Source organism: Saprospiraceae bacterium, from assembly GCA_016709995.1.
Taxonomy (GTDB): domain Bacteria; phylum Bacteroidota; class Bacteroidia; order Chitinophagales; family Saprospiraceae; genus JADJLQ01.
The window spans coordinates 771,777-792,073 of the sequence record JADJLQ010000002.1; the positions used below are offsets into that span (position 1 = coordinate 771,777).

General features: G+C 42.8%; 10 protein-coding genes and 6 pseudogenes. 6 read left to right on the forward strand and 10 right to left on the reverse strand.

The window, feature by feature from the left end:
- Window positions 1–73 precede the first annotated feature (73 nt).
- The 8 genes and pseudogenes from IPJ09_17455 to IPJ09_17490 form a co-directional block, all read right to left on the reverse strand.
- Window positions 74–3,094: pseudogene (locus IPJ09_17455) on the reverse strand (hypothetical protein).
- A 167-nt stretch (window positions 3,095–3,261) separates the two neighbouring features.
- Entirely contained in the window at window positions 3,262–3,939 is a 678-nt protein-coding gene (locus IPJ09_17460) for an endoxylanase (GenBank protein ID MBK7373194.1), read from the reverse strand.
- Between the two features lie 143 nt (window positions 3,940–4,082).
- Window positions 4,083–5,299, reverse strand: a pseudogene (locus IPJ09_17465) (aminotransferase class V-fold PLP-dependent enzyme).
- Window positions 5,296–5,700 (reverse strand): RidA family protein, encoded by a 405-nt coding sequence (locus IPJ09_17470; protein ID MBK7373195.1) that lies wholly within the window; start codon window positions 5,698–5,700, stop codon window positions 5,296–5,298. Before IPJ09_17470 ends, IPJ09_17465 begins: the two are co-directional and overlap by 4 nt.
- A 28-nt stretch (window positions 5,701–5,728) precedes the next feature.
- Window positions 5,729–7,310 (reverse strand): annotated as a pseudogene (locus IPJ09_17475) (c-type cytochrome).
- Window positions 7,311–7,496: 186 nt separating this feature from the next.
- Window positions 7,497–8,668: pseudogene (locus tag IPJ09_17480) on the reverse strand (amidohydrolase/deacetylase family metallohydrolase).
- Between the two features lie 240 nt (window positions 8,669–8,908).
- Entirely contained in the window at window positions 8,909–9,436 is a 528-nt protein-coding gene (locus IPJ09_17485; GenBank protein ID MBK7373196.1) for a c-type cytochrome, read from the reverse strand.
- A 141-nt stretch (window positions 9,437–9,577) separates the two neighbouring features.
- Window positions 9,578–11,011: pseudogene (locus IPJ09_17490) on the reverse strand (PQQ-dependent dehydrogenase, methanol/ethanol family).
- A 301-nt stretch (window positions 11,012–11,312) separates the two neighbouring features.
- On the opposite strand from IPJ09_17490, the pseudogene dgoD reads away from it, so the two are divergent.
- From dgoD to IPJ09_17520, 6 genes and pseudogenes are all read left to right on the forward strand, one after another.
- Window positions 11,313–12,568, forward strand: a pseudogene (gene dgoD / locus IPJ09_17495) (galactonate dehydratase).
- Window positions 12,569–12,723: 155 nt separating this feature from the next.
- The gene (locus IPJ09_17500) at window positions 12,724–13,947 is read left to right on the forward strand and encodes a sodium:proton antiporter (GenBank protein ID MBK7373197.1); all 1,224 of its coding nucleotides are present in this window, start codon (window positions 12,724–12,726) and stop codon (window positions 13,945–13,947) included.
- Between the two features lie 22 nt (window positions 13,948–13,969).
- Entirely contained in the window at window positions 13,970–15,283 is a 1,314-nt protein-coding gene (locus IPJ09_17505) for an amidohydrolase (GenBank protein ID MBK7373198.1), read from the forward strand.
- A 217-nt stretch (window positions 15,284–15,500) separates the two neighbouring features.
- On the forward strand, window positions 15,501–16,013 hold the full coding sequence (locus tag IPJ09_17510) for a thioredoxin family protein (GenBank protein MBK7373199.1): 513 nt from the start codon (window positions 15,501–15,503) through the stop codon (window positions 16,011–16,013).
- 75 nt (window positions 16,014–16,088) lie between these two features.
- Window positions 16,089–16,898, forward strand: a complete 810-nt coding sequence (locus tag IPJ09_17515; GenBank protein ID MBK7373200.1) for a helix-turn-helix transcriptional regulator — start codon at window positions 16,089–16,091, stop codon at window positions 16,896–16,898.
- Between the two features lie 86 nt (window positions 16,899–16,984).
- Window positions 16,985–18,658: a serine hydrolase gene (locus IPJ09_17520; protein ID MBK7373201.1), complete on the forward strand. Its 1,674-nt coding sequence runs from the start codon at window positions 16,985–16,987 to the stop codon at window positions 18,656–18,658.
- 79 nt (window positions 18,659–18,737) lie between these two features.
- Here IPJ09_17520 and IPJ09_17525 read toward each other — a convergent pair whose 3' ends face one another.
- Both IPJ09_17525 and IPJ09_17530 read right to left on the reverse strand, forming a co-directional pair.
- A complete protein-coding gene (locus tag IPJ09_17525; GenBank protein MBK7373202.1) occupies window positions 18,738–19,100 on the reverse strand; it encodes a hypothetical protein in 363 nt (120 codons plus the stop codon).
- Between the two features lie 222 nt (window positions 19,101–19,322).
- On the reverse strand, window positions 19,323–20,282 hold the full coding sequence (locus IPJ09_17530; GenBank protein MBK7373203.1) for a L,D-transpeptidase: 960 nt from the start codon (window positions 20,280–20,282) through the stop codon (window positions 19,323–19,325).
- Between the last annotated feature and the right edge of the window lie 15 nt (window positions 20,283–20,297).

Genomic DNA, 20,297 nt, shown 5'->3' on the forward strand with positions numbered 1-20,297 from the left:
ACGCCTTTAACGTATAGACTTCTTCCGTTTATTTGCCTGTTGATTATTTTAAAAAAACAAACAAGTAACGCATTTATTCCAATGCCTTTTTTATATCTCTCATTTGATTCTTTAATGCTTCAAATCGTTTTTCTACTTCGTTACCAGGGAGCTGATCGGCGTCATTGATCACATTGTAAAGATAGGTCACCTGGTCTGTGAGCATAGGTTGAGGGTAAGCACCGCTCTCTGTTTTTAAAAGTTTCAGCGCAGCCTTTACTTTCAATTGCCGATCTGTTTGATTTTTATCTACGAGTAATTGTTTATCTTCTTTTTCTAGTTGATCCTGTAATTTTTGAGATTCCGTCACGAGGTCAGCCAGTTTTGTTGCATCGATACCTGGGTGACAATATCAGCTTCTGACAAACCTTCGTCCTTTACTCTAGGATCCATCAATAAATCAAAACGCTGCTCGATAACTATGTCTTTGAGTGTTAGCCTAACCGTATAGGTACCTGGTGCAGCCACAGGGCCATTTTGATACCTTCTACTGAGTTCTTTGGTCCAGGGTCCGGTATATTTCATATCCCATGAAAAGCGATTCAATCCCGACTGAGTGGACAATGACTTATTTACCAAAAAAATGGTTTTATTGGTATTCATATCTTCAATGACCGTCTGAGGTAGTTTTTGTTTGCTGGTATCGCTGATATAAGTTGCAACTATACTTTTATTCACATTAAGGATATCAAGTTTTATCGGTGATGCATTGTCTTTAGGTATATAATAATCAATAGTCACTCCTGGCTGAGGATACACCGGAAAGGCTGATCTGTCATTGCTGACTCTTGGATATCGATATCTAATCGTATTATCAGGTTTGAACAGGATCGGCTTGCCAGCCAGATCAAGGATCTCTGCTTGTCTCAAGGTGGTGATATTGTCGAGGATCCAAAAGGAGCGTCCCATGGTGCTCACGATAAGGTCGCCACGAAATATTTTGATATCCGTCACAGGGGTCACCGGTAGATTCTGTTGAAAGGGCTTCCAGCTTTTGCCATCATCAAACGAAACAAATAATCCATATTCTGTGCCAGCATACAATAGACCTGCTCTTACAGGGTCTTCTCTGATCACCCGTGTAGGAAAATCAGCCGGAATCCCATTGGTCCCGGTTGTGAGTAGCTCCCAGGTCTTTCCATAATCTACTGTTTTAAAAATGTAGGGGCGATCATCTCCTAATTGGTATAGCAAAACTGATACGTAGGCCTTGGCAGGATCATGCGGTGAAGGCTCTACAGCGTCGACTCGACCTCCTTTGGGGAGTTTGGATGGAGTCACATTAGACCAAACTTTTCCACCATCTTTGGTGACTTGTATAATCCCATCATTCGATCCAGTCCAAATCAACCCTTCTTTTGCGGTTGACTCTCTGATTGAATAGAGCGTGCTATAAAATTCTTCTCCAGTAATATCTCTGGTGATGGGTGTGCCCGAGATCACCTGTTTATCTGCTTCATTGGCAGTGAGATCCGGTGAAATCGTCTCCCAATGCAGACCATCATCGATAGTTTTGTGTAAATATTGGGATCCATGGTAAACTACATTGGGATTATGAGGAGATACATGGACAGGGGCTACTCTTTGGAATCTATACTGGAGATCTTTAGGATTATGTCCATAGATATTGGAGGCTCCCACCGGATAGGATTTTTCTATACCAGTCTTTTTATTGAACACTCCAAATACGCCTTTGCAGTTGGTGTAGACAGTGTTATGATCTCCCGGGTTTGGGCACCGCAGGTCCGGTTTCGCAACCACCGACATTGATGATCCACCCTACTCCTGGCGTTTGAATTGCACTAGGGGAAAGCTGGGCACAGCGATGGCAGTATAATTGTCCTGTTGCCCGGCGCATAACCAATAAGGATACTGGTCGTCGACCTCTACCTGGTAAAGTTCAGCAGTGGGTTGATTAAATTGAGTAGACCAGGTTTTGCCACCGTTGTGCGTGATATTGGCTCCTCCATCATTGGATTGAATGAATAGATCCGGGTCGTTGGGATTGATCCAGATGTCGTGGTTGTCTCCGTGGGGAGGATTTACCCTGGTCCAGGATATCCCCCCATTAACTGACTTAAGCATGGGATTGGCCATGGAGTATACGATGTCTGCATTCTTTGGATCCGCTGCCACATTGCAGTAATAAAATGGCCTATTGACCAAGCCCTCGTCACTGGACACCTGTTTAAATGAATCACCCTGATCCTCCGATTTGTACAGACCGCCTTCTTTGCCAGACGCTTCGATGATGGCATATAGTATGCTGGAATTGGCAGGCGTTACAGCCAAATCAATCTTTCCAATAAGTCCCTGCGGTAGACCTTTGCTGAGTTTTTCCCAGGATTTACCGCCATCCATGGTTTTATAAATGCCGCCTTCGTCATTGGTGCCACCGGATATGATGTTCCAGGGCTTGCGATCTACTTTCCATGCTGCTGCACAGGCTACATTCGGATTGCCAGGCAAGAGCTCTATATCGGCAAAGCCAACTTTGTTGGAAATGAACAGCACCTTCTGCCATGATTTTCCACCATCAGAAGTTTTAAATATTCCGCGCTCGTCATTTGGCTTAAATGCATTGCCAATGGCTGCCACCCAGACGATATTGTGGTTGGTTGGGTCTATTTCCACTGCACCGATATGAGCTGTTTTTTCTAAACCGATAGGTTGCCAGGTTTTGCCGGCATTGGTGGATTTATACATGCCTTTACCGACGATGACATTGCTCCTGATGCCGTCAGATCCTGTACCTACATATACTATATTGGCATCATTGACTGCCACACCTATAGCTCCAATCGATGGAGAAGCGAAAAATCCATCAGATACATTGTGCCAACTAGTACCATAATCCTCCTGTCTTCCATAGGCCCCCGCCAGAAGCACCGAGATAAAAAGTAGAAGGCGCTATAGGTGTACCTGCTACGGAAGTGACCCGACCCCCTCTGCCCGGACCGACAGTGCGATACTGCAGGGCTTCAAAGGACTGGGAATGTAAAGTGGTAGCTGCTATTAAAAATGCTGAGGATAAAAGTATTCTGGCTGAGTCCATCATATGATTTTTCTTTAAAAGTAAAAAAATTGAATTGAATGAAAAGAAGCAATCAGAAGCGCCTCTGAAATAAGTAGAAGTGGCATAATAAGTCCAATCCATTTTTGAATAAATAGGATTGTGAGCCTCATTTAAAAGCGAATGTGTATCCAACGAAAAGTGAAGACCTACTTCAACTCCAAAACCCCAAATGAACTCGGAATATGAAAATTAGGGGTTTCGCTATCCGGCTTCACCCAACTAATCCATTTAAATTCTGCTTTGTCACCTTCGAGCTGGACACACTCTCCACGATATAACCCAGCTTCTATTTTGTTGTTTTTAATCAGGTCAAAAGTTCTGAGCGATTTTTTACTAATGGCAAATTCAAGGATATATCCAGTATCATTGATCGTAGCCTTGACTGTCACTTCACCCTCCGGCCAGCTCCATTCCTGCCTGAACTTGCGTTGATACCGTGCTCTATAATCATAAATACGCGTAAGAGGATCCATCTCTAACCCATAATAAGGATCCATTTTATCATTTTTTCTAAAAAATATTTCCACCCGATCAGAAGCTAAGACCTCCTTTTTATGATTGGTGTTTTGGAAGATCAAAATCTTTTTAGGATCTATCACTTTATACAGTCCATATAAATAGTCCTGGTCATGTAAGCCTTGAAAGCTCATTGCGGGTGGTGAGCCTTCATTCCACGGATAAATAAAATCTGCCAAGATCTCCGCTTTTTGCCAGAGAGGGTTATCCCCCAATCCATTGATAATCAGCTGATCTGTCTGAATAGCATTTACAGCATAATTTTTAGTCTTCTGAGCTATTGAAGAAATAGTGGATAGCGTACTCAAAACGATAACTATTATATATGAGATAATTTGTGTCAATGTTTTTCATTTAACAAGCATATTCAGCAGATTTAAGTGTAAATCAATACTCAAATAACCAGCTATTGAAGTCTTTAATATTTTAATGATCCGTAGAGCCTTATTTATTATTTAATGGAGGCTGATAATAATATTTCTTTGATCCGTTTTGCTACGGTACGTTCTTCACCGGGTATCATCATCCAGGTAGTAATGCCTAGGGTAGAAGCATCTCCGACAGTCTCAATAGAAGGGTGACCTTCCCTGAGAGCAATCCTTAATTGATCACAAGTCATATTCACTTTGGACTGGTCTATTTTTATATTTAATGAAGGTACATGGTTGGCGATTTGAGGTACATGTTTTTCACCTATGACACCCGGGACCGAGGTAGCAGCATCATAGATCAAATTGACCTGGCTTTCCCAAAGCTTCCAATCCTTTTGATGATCCCGGCTAAGGTATTGTTCGATCGCAACCAGCATACCGAGGATCTCTTCCTTATTGACTTTCATACCACGACCCACCGTATTTCCATTAGGTGGAGCATTTCGTCTGGCTGCGGTAACCAGGGCTTTTTACCCAATAAAAGCCCTGCACTTTGTGGACCACGCAGGCCTTTGCCACCCGAAAAACAAACCAGGTCAAAACCCATCTTAGTATGCTTCCAAAGCATTTCGACAGGGGGTACATCTGCAGCACAATCGATCATAGTCGGGATCTGGTGTCTTTTGGCGATTGTCACAAACTCCTCATCCCTGACTTTGCCCAAAAAATTGCTGGCATTGAGAAACCACATCATGGCTGTATTGTTATTGATGGCAGCTTCCAGTTCTTTGGCAGATTCTACCTCAATCACCTTTAACCCACAGTTGCGGATAGCATGATCATAACCTACCCGATGTGTCTTTTGGATGATCACTTCCGTTTTCATACCGGTCATATCATTGGGTATCTGCGTTATCTTATCCCAGTCGCCTCCCGTGACGATGCCAGCTGTTCCTAATGTAATAGCTGAAGCAGCACCTGCGGTGACCATGGCAAACTCACACTGTAACAGCTCTGCCAATCGCTCCCCGACTTTATCCTGCAAATCTTCTAACTTGACAAATTGTAAAGCAGAATAATTGATCGCTTTGATCACTTCAGGATGTGGCAGCGAAGCTGTAAGTGCCGTATAGGTACCTGCAGCGTTGATAAATGTCCTTAATCCAAGTTCTTTGAAATAATCGCGCTCAAAATCACCGGGCTTCAGTTTTTCCTCTCCTCGTTTTCTAAGTGATATGGATGGAGCGACGAAAGGCAAAGCAAAAGCTCCTTTGATGAGATCTCTTCGTTTTGTCATGATACTATGATTTTAAAAAATGCTATACAATCTATTTCTACCAGAGAATCGCCAGGGATACCACCTGCAGCCGCAATGGTCGTGCGCACGGGCGGGAGATCCCCAAAGCGTCCTTTATAAGCTTCATTCATAGCTTTGTAATCTTTAAGATCGTTGAGGTAGACATTGACCTTGAGCACATGGTTCATGGAGGACCCTGCTTTTTCCAACTCTTTTTGCAATTCATCCAGGACATGGTTGGTATGGGCTGTGATATCACCATCAAAATGAGCGCCTTTGCCTGCGATAAACACCATATTGCCATGCACTCTATTGCCAGAAAACAGGGGTACATTCTGATCCATGACGACAGAAGAATTGTTAGCCATGATATTAGCAGCCTCTGCCGTTTTCAATCCCATGACTGCTGCCAAACCGGTAGCAAGCTTTTTAAAAAATAGTTCTTCGATTCGTATTCATGATTCTTGAAAATTTAAAAGTTAAGTGAATTAGTTGCTTTTTTATTTTATCTCTTTGGGCTTTGACTTCGTCAGTAGTGACGGCATCAGCCTGGTTGCCAAAGTTTTTCTTATATAGGTCAGGATATTGGCGATGTCTTCGTCTTTGAGAAAATCATGGCGGGGCATGGTACCATTGAATATTTCTTTATTGATCATGATATCCCCTTCGACACCCTGGAGTACCGTCTGAATCAATCGAGTTTTATCACCTGCCACCCAGTCTGAAGCCAATGTAGGGAACCTTCCTGAGGCACCCATGCCATTTGGTTGGTGACAGGCGCCACAATAAACAGTATATAATTTTTCGCCAACCTTGGTCATTGCAGTATCATTTCGGTCCAGGTTATCAAGATTAATGTCCGGGTGCGGATATTAGTCGCTGACTTCCTAGTTCCATGGAAGCCAGCTGTGGCTGCCCAAAAGTTTTTTATCTCCTTTATATTTTACACGCCAAATCCTTCCTTTTTCAGTCTCCGCAAAATACATCGAACCATCCGGGCCCATGGCGATACCCATAGGTCGGTAGACTGCATCGCTGACACTGACGATTGGGCCGACCCCGGCAAATCCATCCGCAAATACCTCGACTTCTTTGTCAAACACGCCCTCATGAAAAGGTACAAACCCGATAAAATAACCTGATTGCGGATAAGGGGCGCGATTGGTAGCTCCATGGAAGGCGATAAAAGCCCCGTTTTTATACCGATCAGGGAATTGGTCCCCTTCATAAAAAAAACAAATCATTTTGGGGCCCAGTGTCCGGGGAAGCCAATGATGGGATTATTGAATGTATCACATCTTCCAATGATCTTACCATCGCCGCCATATTCCGGTGCCAATACTTTCTTACCCTGCATCTGATCGTAATAACAGTATGGCCAACCGGAATTGCTGCCTTCGTCGACCCTCAAGAACTCTTCTGAGGGCAACAAGGCACTTGCCAGGGACTAAATTTATTGGGCCACAACCTGAGTAAATCATCCCGGCCATGCATGACTGTATAAAGGCGATCATCCACATCATTCCATTCGATAGCCAAAAGGCTTCTCAGTCCGGTAGCATATTTATACCCATCTTTTGGGTTTGATTTTTTTATTGGCATCAAATCGCCAGATACCTGCATGGTTTTCTAGGAGAGGGCAAGGATCTATGCCCGGAGAAAAAGGAGTTCTGTTATTGACCTGGCAAGCATTGGAGGGTCCACCAAAAGGAACAAAGATATGCCCCTCAAGATCGAAAGTGATGGGCTTGGCATTGTGCTCGTGCAAGCCATGTTCATGATCATCGATGACGATCGTATCAAACTGTTCTTCCGGCAACAATTGACCTGGAATTAATTTGCTGCGATAGATCATGAGCTCCGTGCTGTAATACAAATAGCCTTCGTAGATCCGCATGGCTGTACCGTAGCGTCCGAGTTCTTTATAATTTCCAAAGGTTTTGATGATGTCGGCTCTGCCATCTCCATTGGTATCTCTCAAGGCTACATTGGCGCCGTGTCCGGGTACCATCAGCTTGACATAGATATCGCCATTCTCATTGACTGCAATATGCCCAGATCCACCAGGGAGGCTATCTACTACAACGGTGACTGAAATCTTCCTGAACGTATAATTCTGTCAGAGGAGCTTGCATTTAGCCAGTAATACAATAGCCAATAGTGGTAAAATGATCGGTTTCACTGGTGGTATAAGGTTTTAATCTTTATATGATAAGGCGTTCAAATCCCACACTATGGCTCCATCCAACAAGGTCATTTCGCACACGATTTTTTTGTCGCCGGTCATGCGCTTGCCCTGTACATCATAAAAACCATAATTGCCCTTTTCTATTTTCAATAATGCATATCGGCCGCTGCGCCTACAGAGATGACCAAGCTCTGTTTTGTGAATAACCTGAGCTGGCTTCCAGGTGCTGGCTGTAATAATTTCTTTAAAGTCCATGCCGAGATTAAGTAGCTTGGTCATCACCATGTCCATGTCTTTCATACCTGCATTCATGCTGCCGGTATGCAAATCTGTACTGATGGTATTGGGCTTAAGCCCCTGGCTCAACGCAGCGGTTGCCTGCGCGTATACAAAACTTCCACCACCATGACCTACATCAAGGATGATACCCTTTGCTGAGCTTTAAAAGCGAATGGCTGTACTTTTCCGTTTTGCACTAAAGGTTCACGACCGTTGACATGACCAAAACAATGTGTCAATATATCTCCCGGTCGCAATACGATATTCAGTAAAGTATCCATCGACAGTGGAGGATCTGCGCCTCCAAAATCTACCATCACCGGGATATCTGCCAGCCTGCCTGCTTCTGCTGCTTTGAGCGCCGGAGTCCAGTCATGGCCCATATAATGCGCCAGTTTGATACCTACGACCCTATCCTTATTTTGTTTGGTTACCATGGCTGTCAGCTTGGCATCCATATCAGCCAGGTTTTGCTCTATTGCTCCGCCACTCATCCCTGAGCCTACTATATTGAGGAAGCGAAATACTTTGGTTTTTGAATTGGCGATGGTCTGATTTCTGAAGTCGTCAAAGTTTCTCCAACCGGCACCGCCGGCATCTACTACCGCTGTGACGCCGGATCTTAAAGTGAAGCCATCAGGAGGTAGAGCCGTATAACTATTGCTGAGATAAGCATTGGACTTAGTCCCAAAAAAATGATGGCCATGGATATCTATCAGTCCAGGCGTCAGGTATAGACCAGTGGCATCTATGGTTTTAGTGGCTGGTTTATTGATCGACTTAGATACTTCGATAATTTTACCATCCCGGACGGCCACATCCATGATAGCATCCAGATTATTTTTAGGGTCGATGACATGACCATTTTTAATAAGCAGGTCATAAGATTGACTCTGGCCCATCAGCGTACAAATGGCCAACAATCCTAAAAATTAATTTCTTTATTCCAGTAGATATTTTCATGCAAAATTAAGTTTTAAAAATATTAATAACTTTTAAGGGTATTCTAGTTCAAATAGATAGTCCATTGAGTTAAAATAGGCGATCAAAAGGTAGTAATTTTTTTGAAATGGTGGTTCCAGTTAAGTAAAACGTTTTCGTAAAAAACCGATCTCTATTAGAATCAAATTCTATAGAAACAGTTATTTCATTCTTTCTTTTACTTGCCTGGCTGAGTTCAGCACAAATTTCTGAACATCCGCCACATCTGCTTCACTCAATCTATCGCCAAACCGAGGCATGCCATTGGCCAAATAAGCTCCTTTGCGTACAATGAGTGAAAAGTTTTGATGCGTGGCTTCAGTGGCATAAACCAGGTCTGGAATGATTCCTCCCCCACCTCCATTAACTACATGGCAAATAGCACAATATTGATTAAATAAAACCTGGCCATGCTGGATATCTTCTTTCGTCGAAGTAAATGATATATCGGGAATCGTTTGAAGGTTAGTTTTATTATACACCGGAAAGGAGGCATGACCCTGGAGTGCAAAAGTGAATACTCTACCGGGTTGCAAAGGTGCCCATTTTCTTTTTTGACCAACCCCGCTGCCCCAACCAACCAAAAGCGTAATATATTGGCGTCCATCGACCATATAAGTGACGGGCGGAGCTATCACTCCACCGCCTACATTGGTTTCCCCAGATTTTGGTCCCGATAGCAGCATCACAAGCCACAAATCTACCATCCGCGGTCCCTTGCCACACTATATCCGAGGCAGTAGCCAGCACTCCTCCATTCCAATCAGCAGGATGGGTTATGCGCCATTTTTCTTTGTCGGGCTACCGGATCCCAGGCGATCAGCATTCCTTTAGGTGTTAGCCGGGCTGCTATAGTATCTTTCTAAACGGCTTAGTCGGGTCCGTTCCCGTGCCCAGATTCCACCCATTACCACTACCAGTCCGGATTTGCCATGCTCCCAATGAGGATCATGTCCATAAGGTGCTACTCGCTCCGCAGCCGGGATATAGACCAAATTCGTATTTGGATTATAGGCCATTGGATGCCAATTATGAGCCCCATCATAAGTAGGAGATATATCTGTATTGCTTTTATCGAAACGAGCAAAATCAGTTTCAATGGGACGGCCGGTGGTCGAATCAATGCTTTTAGCCCAACTGGTATACACAAATGGATCACCTGAAATAAATTGACCATTTGTACGGTCTATCACATAAAAAAATCCATTTTTAGGAGCCTGCATCAACACTTTTCTTATTTGCCCTTTAATAGCAAGATCGGCGAGTATGATATGCTGTGTAGCTGTAAAATCCCAACTATCCCCGGGAGTAGTTTGATAATACCAGGCTAAAACTCCTGTGGTGGGATTGAGCGCTATAATAGAGGATAGATAAAGATTGTCTCCCCCACCCGGACTTCGATAATTTCTGTCCCATGGGGATCCATTGCCTGTACCGATATAAAGCAGATGGAGCCCGGGATCATAAGCCATAGCATCCCAGGCTGTTCCTCCTCCACCATATTTCCACCATTCACCTGTCCAGGTTTTAGCGGCATCTTCCATAGCCTTTGATTCAAAGGGCTTCGCAGGATCACCAGGCACGGTATAAAATCGCCAAACCTGCTGACCTGTGATGGCATCATAAGCCGTAATATATCCTCTTACTCCATATTCTGCACCGCCATTGCCTATGATTACTTTTCCTTCGACGATTCTTGGTGCTCCTGTTATCGTGTATGGTTTGGTAGTATCAACGGTCATAATGCTCCAAATCGTTGTCCGTTGACAGCATTCAGAGAGATCAATCTTCCATCAAAGGTCCCCGCATATACATGGCCTTTGTACAAGGCAACACCTCGATTGACCACATCACAGCATGCTTTTTCACCATAAGCGCGAGGTACTAAAGGATCGTATTGCCAGAGCATAGTGCCTGTGCGGGCGTCGACAGCATAAACCCTGCTCCAATCTCCAGTAAAATACATGATACCATCTACCACCAGTGGAGTGGCCTCCAGTCCTCGTTTGGTACCAAGATCTAATGACCAAAGCAGACCTAATGAATCAATATTAGTTTTTTATTTGATCCAAAGCGCTGTATCGATCTTCGGCATAATTGAGGCCATAGGACAACCAATCGCCAGGATGAACATCGGTATGTACAAGCGAAGTATCGTCCACCTCTTGTACTTTTATGCTTTCAGAGTAGCTAGTGTTGCTGAGCTCCCTTTTTGCAGTGAATGAATGCAAGAATGCAGAAAAAATAGGCACTAAAATCTTCATATTAATAATCTGGTACTGAATGTAATTAAAAGGTAGCAGAAAATGAAAGCCACCTCACTTTCCCACAGAGATAAAGCCCAACTCACTTTTAAGGTAAAGCCGCAAGGTATGCCAAATTAACACCCTCCAATATCCAGGTAAATTAAAATTCTGTTTTGATACTCAACACGGGGATGATACCATTTTGAGTGGCGTTTTTAATGGTCCCTCACCGATCCAAAGTGGTTAAAAATTGGAATAAAAAACTTGCTTAACTTGTGAAGTCATTCCCTTTTTTCTAAAATCAAAACGTAAATTAATTATGAGCAAATTGAAAGGCGTGTCCAGAAGATCGGCCATACAATCTTTCCTGGCACTCGCAGGAGCAGCGGCACTACCTATTAATGCCAATGCAATAAATCCTGAAGAAGGAATCAATATAGCCAGGCTGGAAGCCCGGGAAAAAACTCAAATAAAAATCACCAAGCTGGAGACTTTTCTAGTCAAACCCCGATGGATCTTTTTAAAAATTCATACCGATGCAGGTGTGGTAGGTTTGGGTGAGCCTTTGCTCGAAGGCAGAGCACTTACTATACAAGCTGCCATTAAAGAGATAGAACCCTACCTGATCGGCAAAGATCCGCGGCATGTCGTACACCACTGGCAGGCTATCTATCGGCATGCGTTTTATAAAGGAGGCCCTATATTGACCAGCGCGCTCAGTGGGATCGATCAGGCTTTGTGGGATATCAAAGGCAAACTTTTGAACCTTCCGGTATATGAACTTTTTGGAGGTCCTACCAGGGACCGTGTACGCATCTATGGCCGGGCCAGTAATGCAGAGGACATGAAGCTCAGGGTACAAGAAGGTTATACTGTCATCAAGACTGGAGTGGCGAAGCTAAATCCTGCCAGGGCAGTAGAGAATCCAAAATTTATTCAATATGCAGTTGAAAATTTTGCATCACTCCGACAAGCCGGAGGCGATAGTATGGACATCGGGATTGATTTTCACGGGGCCATCTCTCCGCAGACTGCAAAAATATTGATCCGACAGCTCGAACCTTATCAACCTATGTTTATTGAAGAGCCATGTCAGCCTCAGAATGTGGATGTCCTCGTAGATATCGCCAAGAGCACTTTTTTGCCGATCGCAACTGGTGAAAGAATTTTTACCAAATGGGGATTCAGGGAAATACTGGAAAAAGGAGCTGCTTCTATCCTCCAGCCCGATCTTTGCCATGCTGGAGGCATCACTGAGGGAAAAATAATCGCCGGAATGGCGGAAGCTTATTATGCGGTGATCGCTCCACACAATCCAATGGGCCCAATATCACTGGCTTCTGGTTTACAACTGGCAGCCAGCATTCCAAATTTCCTGGTGCAGGAGCAAGTTTCATTGGGGAGGGATATATAAAACAATCCTGTAAACTCGAAAAGGATGGTAACGTGTTGATACCATCCGGACCTGGTCGTGGCATAGAATTGGATGAAAACAAATTAGCGGACAAGATTGGCCATGATTGGAAAAATCCGGAGTCTTATGATGCCGGTGATGGTTCTGTAGTAGATTGGTAGATTGATTAAGCACAGCCATTTGATTTCAACTGCCAAGATTTAAGGATCCGGCTCATATAGGTTAAGCCAATGTAGGAAGTCGGTGATGCCTAAAAGATATATATTGGGTACTTTAGCCGCACTACAAAATAGGTAGCAATAAAAGGAGTACTAGCATGAATTTATATACTGCACTGACCTTTATCATTTGTTTATCAGCAGGATTCGCATTTATCAACCAGCGGTTTATGAAGCTCCCGTTTGTAATCGGGTTGTTTTTTCTCTCAACTATTCTTTCCTTGCTGGTCATCACCTCTAAGTACTGGCTGGACATTCCTGCCGAGCAAATCAAAACCTATATCGAACGTGCGAAGATCGACGAAATCATCCTGGATGTCTTGCTGGGCTTTTTACTTTTTGCAGGTGCGCTACACACCAACTGGAATAACCTCAGACAACAAATCAAGCCTATAGCCACTTTCGCCATAGGCGGAGTCCTGGTCTCTACGATGATCATTGCAGGTTTGTTCTACGGACTGACGCAGCTATTTGATTTAAACATCGATTTTATACATTGTCTAATATTTGGTGCCCTGATCTCGCCAACCGACCCGATCGCAGTATTGGGGATACTAAAAAAAGCAAACGTGCCTAAAAAGACGGAGTATACCATCGTAGGGGAAAGCCTGTTCAACGATGGAGTAGGTGTAGTCCTTTTTATAGCTATATTGGATACACTCAATACCGGTTCGTTTAGTCTGTCTCATTTTGGGATATTATTCATTCAGGAGGCCATCGGCGGTATTATCATGGGTTTTGTTTTGGGCTATGCTTTGCATGTACTCTTATCCTGGATTGATCATTATGAAACTGAAATTTTACTGACCCTGGCATTTGTCATGGCTGGTTATTCTTTTTGCAATTATCTCCATATCTCAGGCGCTCTGGCCATGGTGGTCATGGGTTTGATGGTAGGCAATTTTAAAACTGAAGTATCGATGAGCAATACTACGCTGGAGTATGTTCAAAAATTTTGGGAATTGGTCGATGTCGTGCTGAATGCTATCCTGTTTATTCTTATCGCTTTAGTCCTCATAGAAATTGATTTTAAAACGAAATACTTTTTTGTCGGACTCCTTTCGGTTCTGATTGTATTATGTTCCAGGATTGTAGTCGTGTATTTGCCCCATCTGATCATTCCCAATCTGTTAAAACTGACTGACAAGGAGGTCAAGATTATAAGTTGGGGAGGTCTGCGAGGAGGTCTTTCTATAGCCCTGGTATTGTCCTTACCTTCCAGCGAAACCAAAAATATGCTGCTCATCGCAACTTATTTTTGTGTATTATTCAGCATCATTGTTCAAGGTCTGACCATCGAAAAACTTGCCAAAAGAAATTAGCCAAATCATAAACAAAATACTCATGCGAAAAACAATCATACCGGTTCTGATAAGCTTTGTCTTTAATCTTTGTTATGTACATGCACAATCAGACCATCTCCGACAACAAATACAATCAGCCGCAGAAAAAATAGAGCAGAAAGTGATCCTTTGGCGACATGATATTCATGAACATCCAGAGTTGGGCAATCGAGAATTCCGCACGGCAGGTCTGATCGCCAGGCATCTTGAATCACTGGGCATGGAGGTGACCAGAAATGTGGGAAAAACCGGTGTAGTAGGATTACTCAAAGGAGGGCACCCAGGTCCAGTGGTGGCACTCAGAGCAGACATGGATGGATTGCCGGTATCCGAACGGACTTCGGTGCCCTTTGCTTCAAAAGTCAAAACGGTATATAATGGAGTAGAGACGGGAGTGATGCATGCCTGCGGTCATGATGCTCATGTAGCCATTCTCATGGGCGTCGCAGAAATACTAAAAGGAATCCAGCCTGAATTAAAAGGCACGGTCAAATTTATTTTTCAACCTGCAGAAGAAGGTGCGCCCAAAGGCGAAGAAGGTGGAGCTGAACTCATGGTGAAAGAAGGCGTACTCGACCATCCAAAAGTCGATGTGATATTTGGATTACACATCAATGCCCAATCGGAAGTAGGTAAGATCACCTATCGGCCCGGAGGTATGTTCGCTGGAGTAGGAGATCTCAAAATTACGGTAAAAGGTAAATCTTCTCATGGTGCTGAACCATGGTCATCCGTAGATCCGGTGCTGACCTCGGCGCAGATCATCACCAGTCTGCAATCCATCGTGAGTCGCAATGTCAATATTACTGAAAATGCTGCGGTCGTGACTATCGGAGCGATCAATGGTGGGAACCGTTCTAACATTATACCTGAGCAAGTGGAGATGCTGGGCACAGTACGGACTTTAAGTGAGGGGGATGAAACATTGATTTTTGATCGCATTCGACAGATAGCGACTAAAACGGCAGAAGCCAATGGGGCTGAAGCCGTCGTAGAACTACCTTATTCAACGCATTATCCGGTCACTTTCAATCATATTGCACTGACTGCGCAAATGTTGCCTTCCTTGCAAAAATCCGCTGGTGAGTCCAATGTCATCCTGGTACCTGCAGAAACCGGAGCTGAAGATTTTTCGTTTTTTGCCAACAAGGTACCTGGCCTGTATTTTTATATTGGTGGTCTACCCAAAGGCAAGGATCCAAAATCCTCGGCTCCACATCATACTCCGGATTTTTATATCGATGACAGTGGATTCATCACAGGCCTAAAAGCGATGGCTAATCTGGTAGTGGATTTTATGGCTATGGAAAAATAGAAAAATTCCGGCTTTTTGGGACCATCTGCTTGGCTGGAGTGACAGGAGAATAAAAAGTTCACTCACAGTAAATAATATGATTACTCCCCGTCAAAGCTGTAAATATCATATGAGAAAATAATATGGCATCATCGAGCAGATCCCCGATCATCAAAGCCTGGCATTGCAATAGAAAAAATCGTACTTTTGTACCTCATTTTTATCTAATTTAGTGATCATGAATATTACTGCCATTTCCAAAAAGCCTTTTCTGCTGATTGTAGCCCTTGGATTGACTTTGACTGCATTTACTCAAAATACGCCTTATAAAGCTACTCATGAAGGCTGGCTGGTGTCCATTGATGAAGCATTTGCCCTATCTAAGAAAACCGGCAAACCTATCATGGCCAATTTTACAGGAAGTGATTGGTGTGGTTGGTGTAAAAGGCTATCAGCCGCTGTATTTTTACAACCTGACTTTAAAAAATGGGCTGATAAAAATGTGGTTTTGCTGGAATTGGATTTTCCCAGGGGCATAAAAATCCCTGACGCGATCCGTGCACAAAATCAATCTTTACAACAGGCGTTTAATGTCAGTGGCTATCCTACTATATGGGTATTTGACCTTGATAAAGAGAAAGGCACCGGCCAATTTAGCATCAGGGCATTAGGGAAGACTGGTTATGTGCCAACCGTACAGGAATTTACTTCCGGCGTAGATCAGATGATCGCCAAAAGGGTGAAAGTGTAGTCCGTTACATATTATATTCTCCATTTTTAAATTCACCCATCCAGAAGTTATTCTTATTGAACATGCCCCAATTGAATGAAAGTATTAACTACAGGACAATTTCATGGGCAAACTAATAAAATCCATACATTAGACGGTATCACCCTGACAGATACAGAATACACGCAAGCCAAAGTGGATTGGCACTATCATGAGAATGCATATTTCACCTTTATACTCCAAGGTCAGGTATTAGAAGGCAATAAAAAAGAAATTTATACCTGCACACCCAGCAGCCTGTTGTTTCACCATTGGCAAGAGCCGCATTATAATATTAAGCCAGAGGGGTATACAAGAGGCTTTCATATTGAAATTGAAAAACAATGGTTTGAAAAATATGATTTAAGAGACCATCACTTAGAAGGCAGTTTTAATATTTCCAGCCCGGAAATCAAACTATTACTGTATAAGATATTTGGTGAAAGCAAACAGTTGGATGTGGCTTCTATATTATCTATTGAATGCCTATTGTTACAGGGTCTGTCCGAACTAAATCATCAGCAAAAAAATATCACCAGCAAAAAACCTTTGTGGGTTGAAAAGCTCAGGGCTATACTTCAGGAGGAATCCAATCGGAATCTATCCCTTCATAGCCTTGTTCAAACCTTAGATATCCACCCTGTCCACTTGTCCAGGTGTTTTCCAAAATACTTTAACTGCACCCTCGGTGAATATATCCGGAAGGTAAGGATTGAAAAAGCAATTTCCCTGCTGCCCATCAAAAAATACTCTCTGACTGAAATCGCGTTTGAATGTGGCTTTGCAGACCAAAGTCATTTTACAAGAAATTTTAAGGAGCTTGTTGGCTTCAATCCGCTTGCCTATCGCAGGATATTATTGAGTTAAGCTTACTTGTTTTAAACTAGTGTTAATCTCATTCTATTTTCACAATAGCCTTTAGGATATTTTTGCAATTAATAATTACTCAAGCTATGAAGTATTGTATTGTTTTTTTGTTAATGAGCTTTGCGAATTGTTTTCAAGCCGGTGGTCATGACAACATCATAGTGCCTGAAGACTTCGTAAAGACAGAGGGCATTACCTTACCCATACATCAGGCCAATATTGGTAAAATAGCATTCACTGACCGATCGTACCCTCCGCAAGAGCTCAAAGAAACTGATTTTATGCAATCTTATGTATTGACTAATAAAAGCGATTTGTTTATCACTGTGTTTTTAGGGAATTCTTTGACCAATTATCTGCATGTACTATCACCTGACTCAAAAACAGAAGAACTAACAAAGAATGGAAATTTTCAATTTAAAATGATGGTGGATGGTAAAAAAATCTATGAAAGCAATCTTCATCCCGGTGCTCCATATCCAAAAATTAAAGATACCGCTACTATTATTACCAAACCGCTCATCGACAATCAACATGAAGGTGGATGGTGGAGTCAATCATTTTGGGGAAGATTTATGCATTTTGGAGGAGACAGTGCGATGACTGAAGGGCCTCATAGATTGAGACTAGAGGTCAGACCCTATATCAATATTGGATCAGGAGTGAAAGTAGGCGAACTGATGGCAGCTGGCGAACTGGATATCCAAGTCAAACTAAAACCTGAGATCGACATTTCAAATATTCACTTGACTCCTTTAAAACCATATGATGGATTTGATATCTCACAGGATGACTTTAACCAATCTCTAATGAAAGAAATGATGGGTAATGTCAATGAATCAGTATTTAGGCATATCAGCAGCGTGGTCGTCATCAAAGATGGCAAGCTTTTGTTCGAAGAATATTTTAATGGGGAAAACAGGAATACCCTTCATGATCCGAGATCTGTGGGCAAATCCTTTGCATCTACGATGACCGGGATAGCTCTAAACGAAGGGTATCTAAAAAGTGTGCATCAATCGCTCAAGGAATTTTATCCTTTTAAATCATTTGCAAACTACTCTTCGGAAAAGGAAGCATTATCCATTGAAGATCTATTGACGATGAGTGCTGTTTTGGATGGAAATGACGACGACTATGATTCTCCAGGTAATGAGGAGAATATGTATCCTACAAATGACTGGGTAAAATTTACCCTGGACCTGCCGGTCAATCTCACCAGGCCCAAAGACGAATGGCATTATTTTACTGCAGGAGTGGTGGTCTTGGGAGATATTCTACACAAGTCAGTACCTGGTGGTCTTGAAGCATATGCTAACCAAAAGCTGTTCAAACCCTTAAACATCACCGACTACCAATGGCAGTATACTCCTCAGCATGTAGTCAATACCGCCGGTGGCATACAATTGAGAGCGCTTGACTTTGCAAAATATGGACAGCTATATAAAAACAAGGGTAATTGGCATGGTGAACAAATCATTCCCCGATCATGGATCGATCACACATTTTCAAAGCACAGAATGATTCCAGGAAGAGAAGACGAATACTACGGCTATTTGTTTTGGAATAAAAAATTTAAAATTAAAGATAAAACTTATGAGACTTTCTATTGTACGGGCAATGGAGGCAATAAAATATATGTGTTTAAAGATCAGCCTTTGGTCATAGTAGTCACTGCCACGGCCTATGGAGCTCCTTATGCACACCCGCAGGTAGATCGGATGATGACTGAATTTATATTGCCTGCATTGTTAAAATAAAGAGAGCATAATAAAACTACCATATCCCAGAAGAGGAATTGTTTACTTAAAAGGGTCCTATTAGATGATCACCGCTTTTTCACATCAATTCTTGAGGCAACGCAATATTTCTGATTACCTGTTGCATATTAAGTCCATGCTCATGCAAGATTCTGTTAAATCCAACTGCTCTACTCGTCAGTGTAGGTTGGCTAAAAGTGAGATAGATTTCATTTTCGCTTTGATTGATAATACTCTCCCGAATGGCTGATCTCAAATGCACAGTTATGTCTTTGTCGGGATAAGTTAGAAGGTAAAACAAAGTAAGTCTCGTCTTTAAGTTTTGAACGTAGGTATCCTGATAAAATAATTTCCTGGAAGGGCGATTTAATGATCCTGCAATCGCCCAGGCAGCGAGATACCCGCTATAAATGGCCATGGTAATACCCTCCGTGTTCTTCATGCGTGCTAGTATCAGTGGTCTTATTCTCGTGATTATTTATCTGACAGGAATAGATAATCATGATCAATAAAAATTAACAGCTTAGTTTTATGAAAAAACGTAAAGTTAATTGAAAGCATATGATTAAAAACATTCTTCCGGATTCCATTACCCTGTCCTCTGAAGCAAGTATGGTCTGCGGGTCAAAATAGAATCTGGCACACTTGAAAAAAAGACATCGATTCAATATCTCCGATAAATATCCTCCAACCTGATAGAGTCCCCGCCCTCGCCCAAAACCTTCAAGTCATATCGGATATTTACCCTGGTGCCAACAGGTGCGTGATAATATATGCGCCAGGCATCAGCTTCTGAGGTACCTATGCAGCCATTGGACCAGGGTTTGCTGAGCGTGGTCGGATTGGTCGTCGGATGTATCATATCTCCGTTGCGTACGCCATTGATTTCAGTTTCTAACCAAGGTATAAGTGGCATTTCGGTGACAATGCCGTCATCCCTTTTAGTTTGAGTAAAATGTTTTCCATCCACCGGATTGATAAAATATGGCTCACGTTCTATGCGGTAGATATGGCCTGAACCGAGATCAGTCTGTAAGCTTACTGCTCTGCCTACCAAAGCCAGGTAACGGATTCTGTTTTGACCGACTCGTACAGGAAAGGTATATTTTAGAACATTTCCCTCGTATATCCTGAGCTTAAACTCCGGCACATTGACATCGATCCAGGTAGAATCCAACTTTCTTTGAATTTGAGCTATTTGCTCCCGGTCAGGGATCAGGAGACTGTCCCCTTTTTTAAATATGGTCAGCGTTCTTTGGTCTTTAACGAGGACACCACGAGATCTCATAGTATAATAATCTGTGGCGGCGAGAGAGTCTATTATCCATGGATTGGCCTGGACCAATATATGCTCAGTCAATAGGTGATCCATCGCTGTGTCATACTGGTGTACGATACTGTCGATGAAACAAAAATATGCTGCCACAGTCACCAATTTCTCAAATGGGGGTGTGTACAGAACAGATTGCAAACCGGAGCCAGGCACTTTACCTTCCACTTTTAGGGTATCCTGAGATACAAGTTTAGCACCAAGGTCCTTTTCCTTACAATTAGACATGACCATTATCCATATCAATACGGTGGGATAAAGCCATAAAGCAGCGTAGGTTTTTACATAATGCATGAGTACAAGTCTACA

What these genes read in the sequence shown, in the direction of transcription:
- IPJ09_17470 (MBK7373195.1), bottom strand. Translation starts at nt 5,700, where the DNA reads ATGGGATTGAAAACGGCAGAGGCTGCTAATATCATGGCTAACAATTCT.
- IPJ09_17500 (MBK7373197.1), top strand. Translation starts at nt 12,724, where the DNA reads ATGAATTTATATACTGCACTGACCTTTATCATTTGTTTATCAGCAGGA.
- IPJ09_17505 (MBK7373198.1), top strand. Translation starts at nt 13,970, where the DNA reads ATGCGAAAAACAATCATACCGGTTCTGATAAGCTTTGTCTTTAATCTT.
- IPJ09_17510 (MBK7373199.1), top strand. Translation starts at nt 15,501, where the DNA reads ATGAATATTACTGCCATTTCCAAAAAGCCTTTTCTGCTGATTGTAGCC.
- IPJ09_17515 (MBK7373200.1), top strand. Translation starts at nt 16,089, where the DNA reads ATGAAAGTATTAACTACAGGACAATTTCATGGGCAAACTAATAAAATC.
- IPJ09_17520 (MBK7373201.1), top strand. Translation starts at nt 16,985, where the DNA reads ATGAAGTATTGTATTGTTTTTTTGTTAATGAGCTTTGCGAATTGTTTT.
- IPJ09_17525 (MBK7373202.1), bottom strand. Translation starts at nt 19,100, where the DNA reads ATGAAGAACACGGAGGGTATTACCATGGCCATTTATAGCGGGTATCTC.
- IPJ09_17530 (MBK7373203.1), bottom strand. Translation starts at nt 20,282, where the DNA reads ATGCATTATGTAAAAACCTACGCTGCTTTATGGCTTTATCCCACCGTA.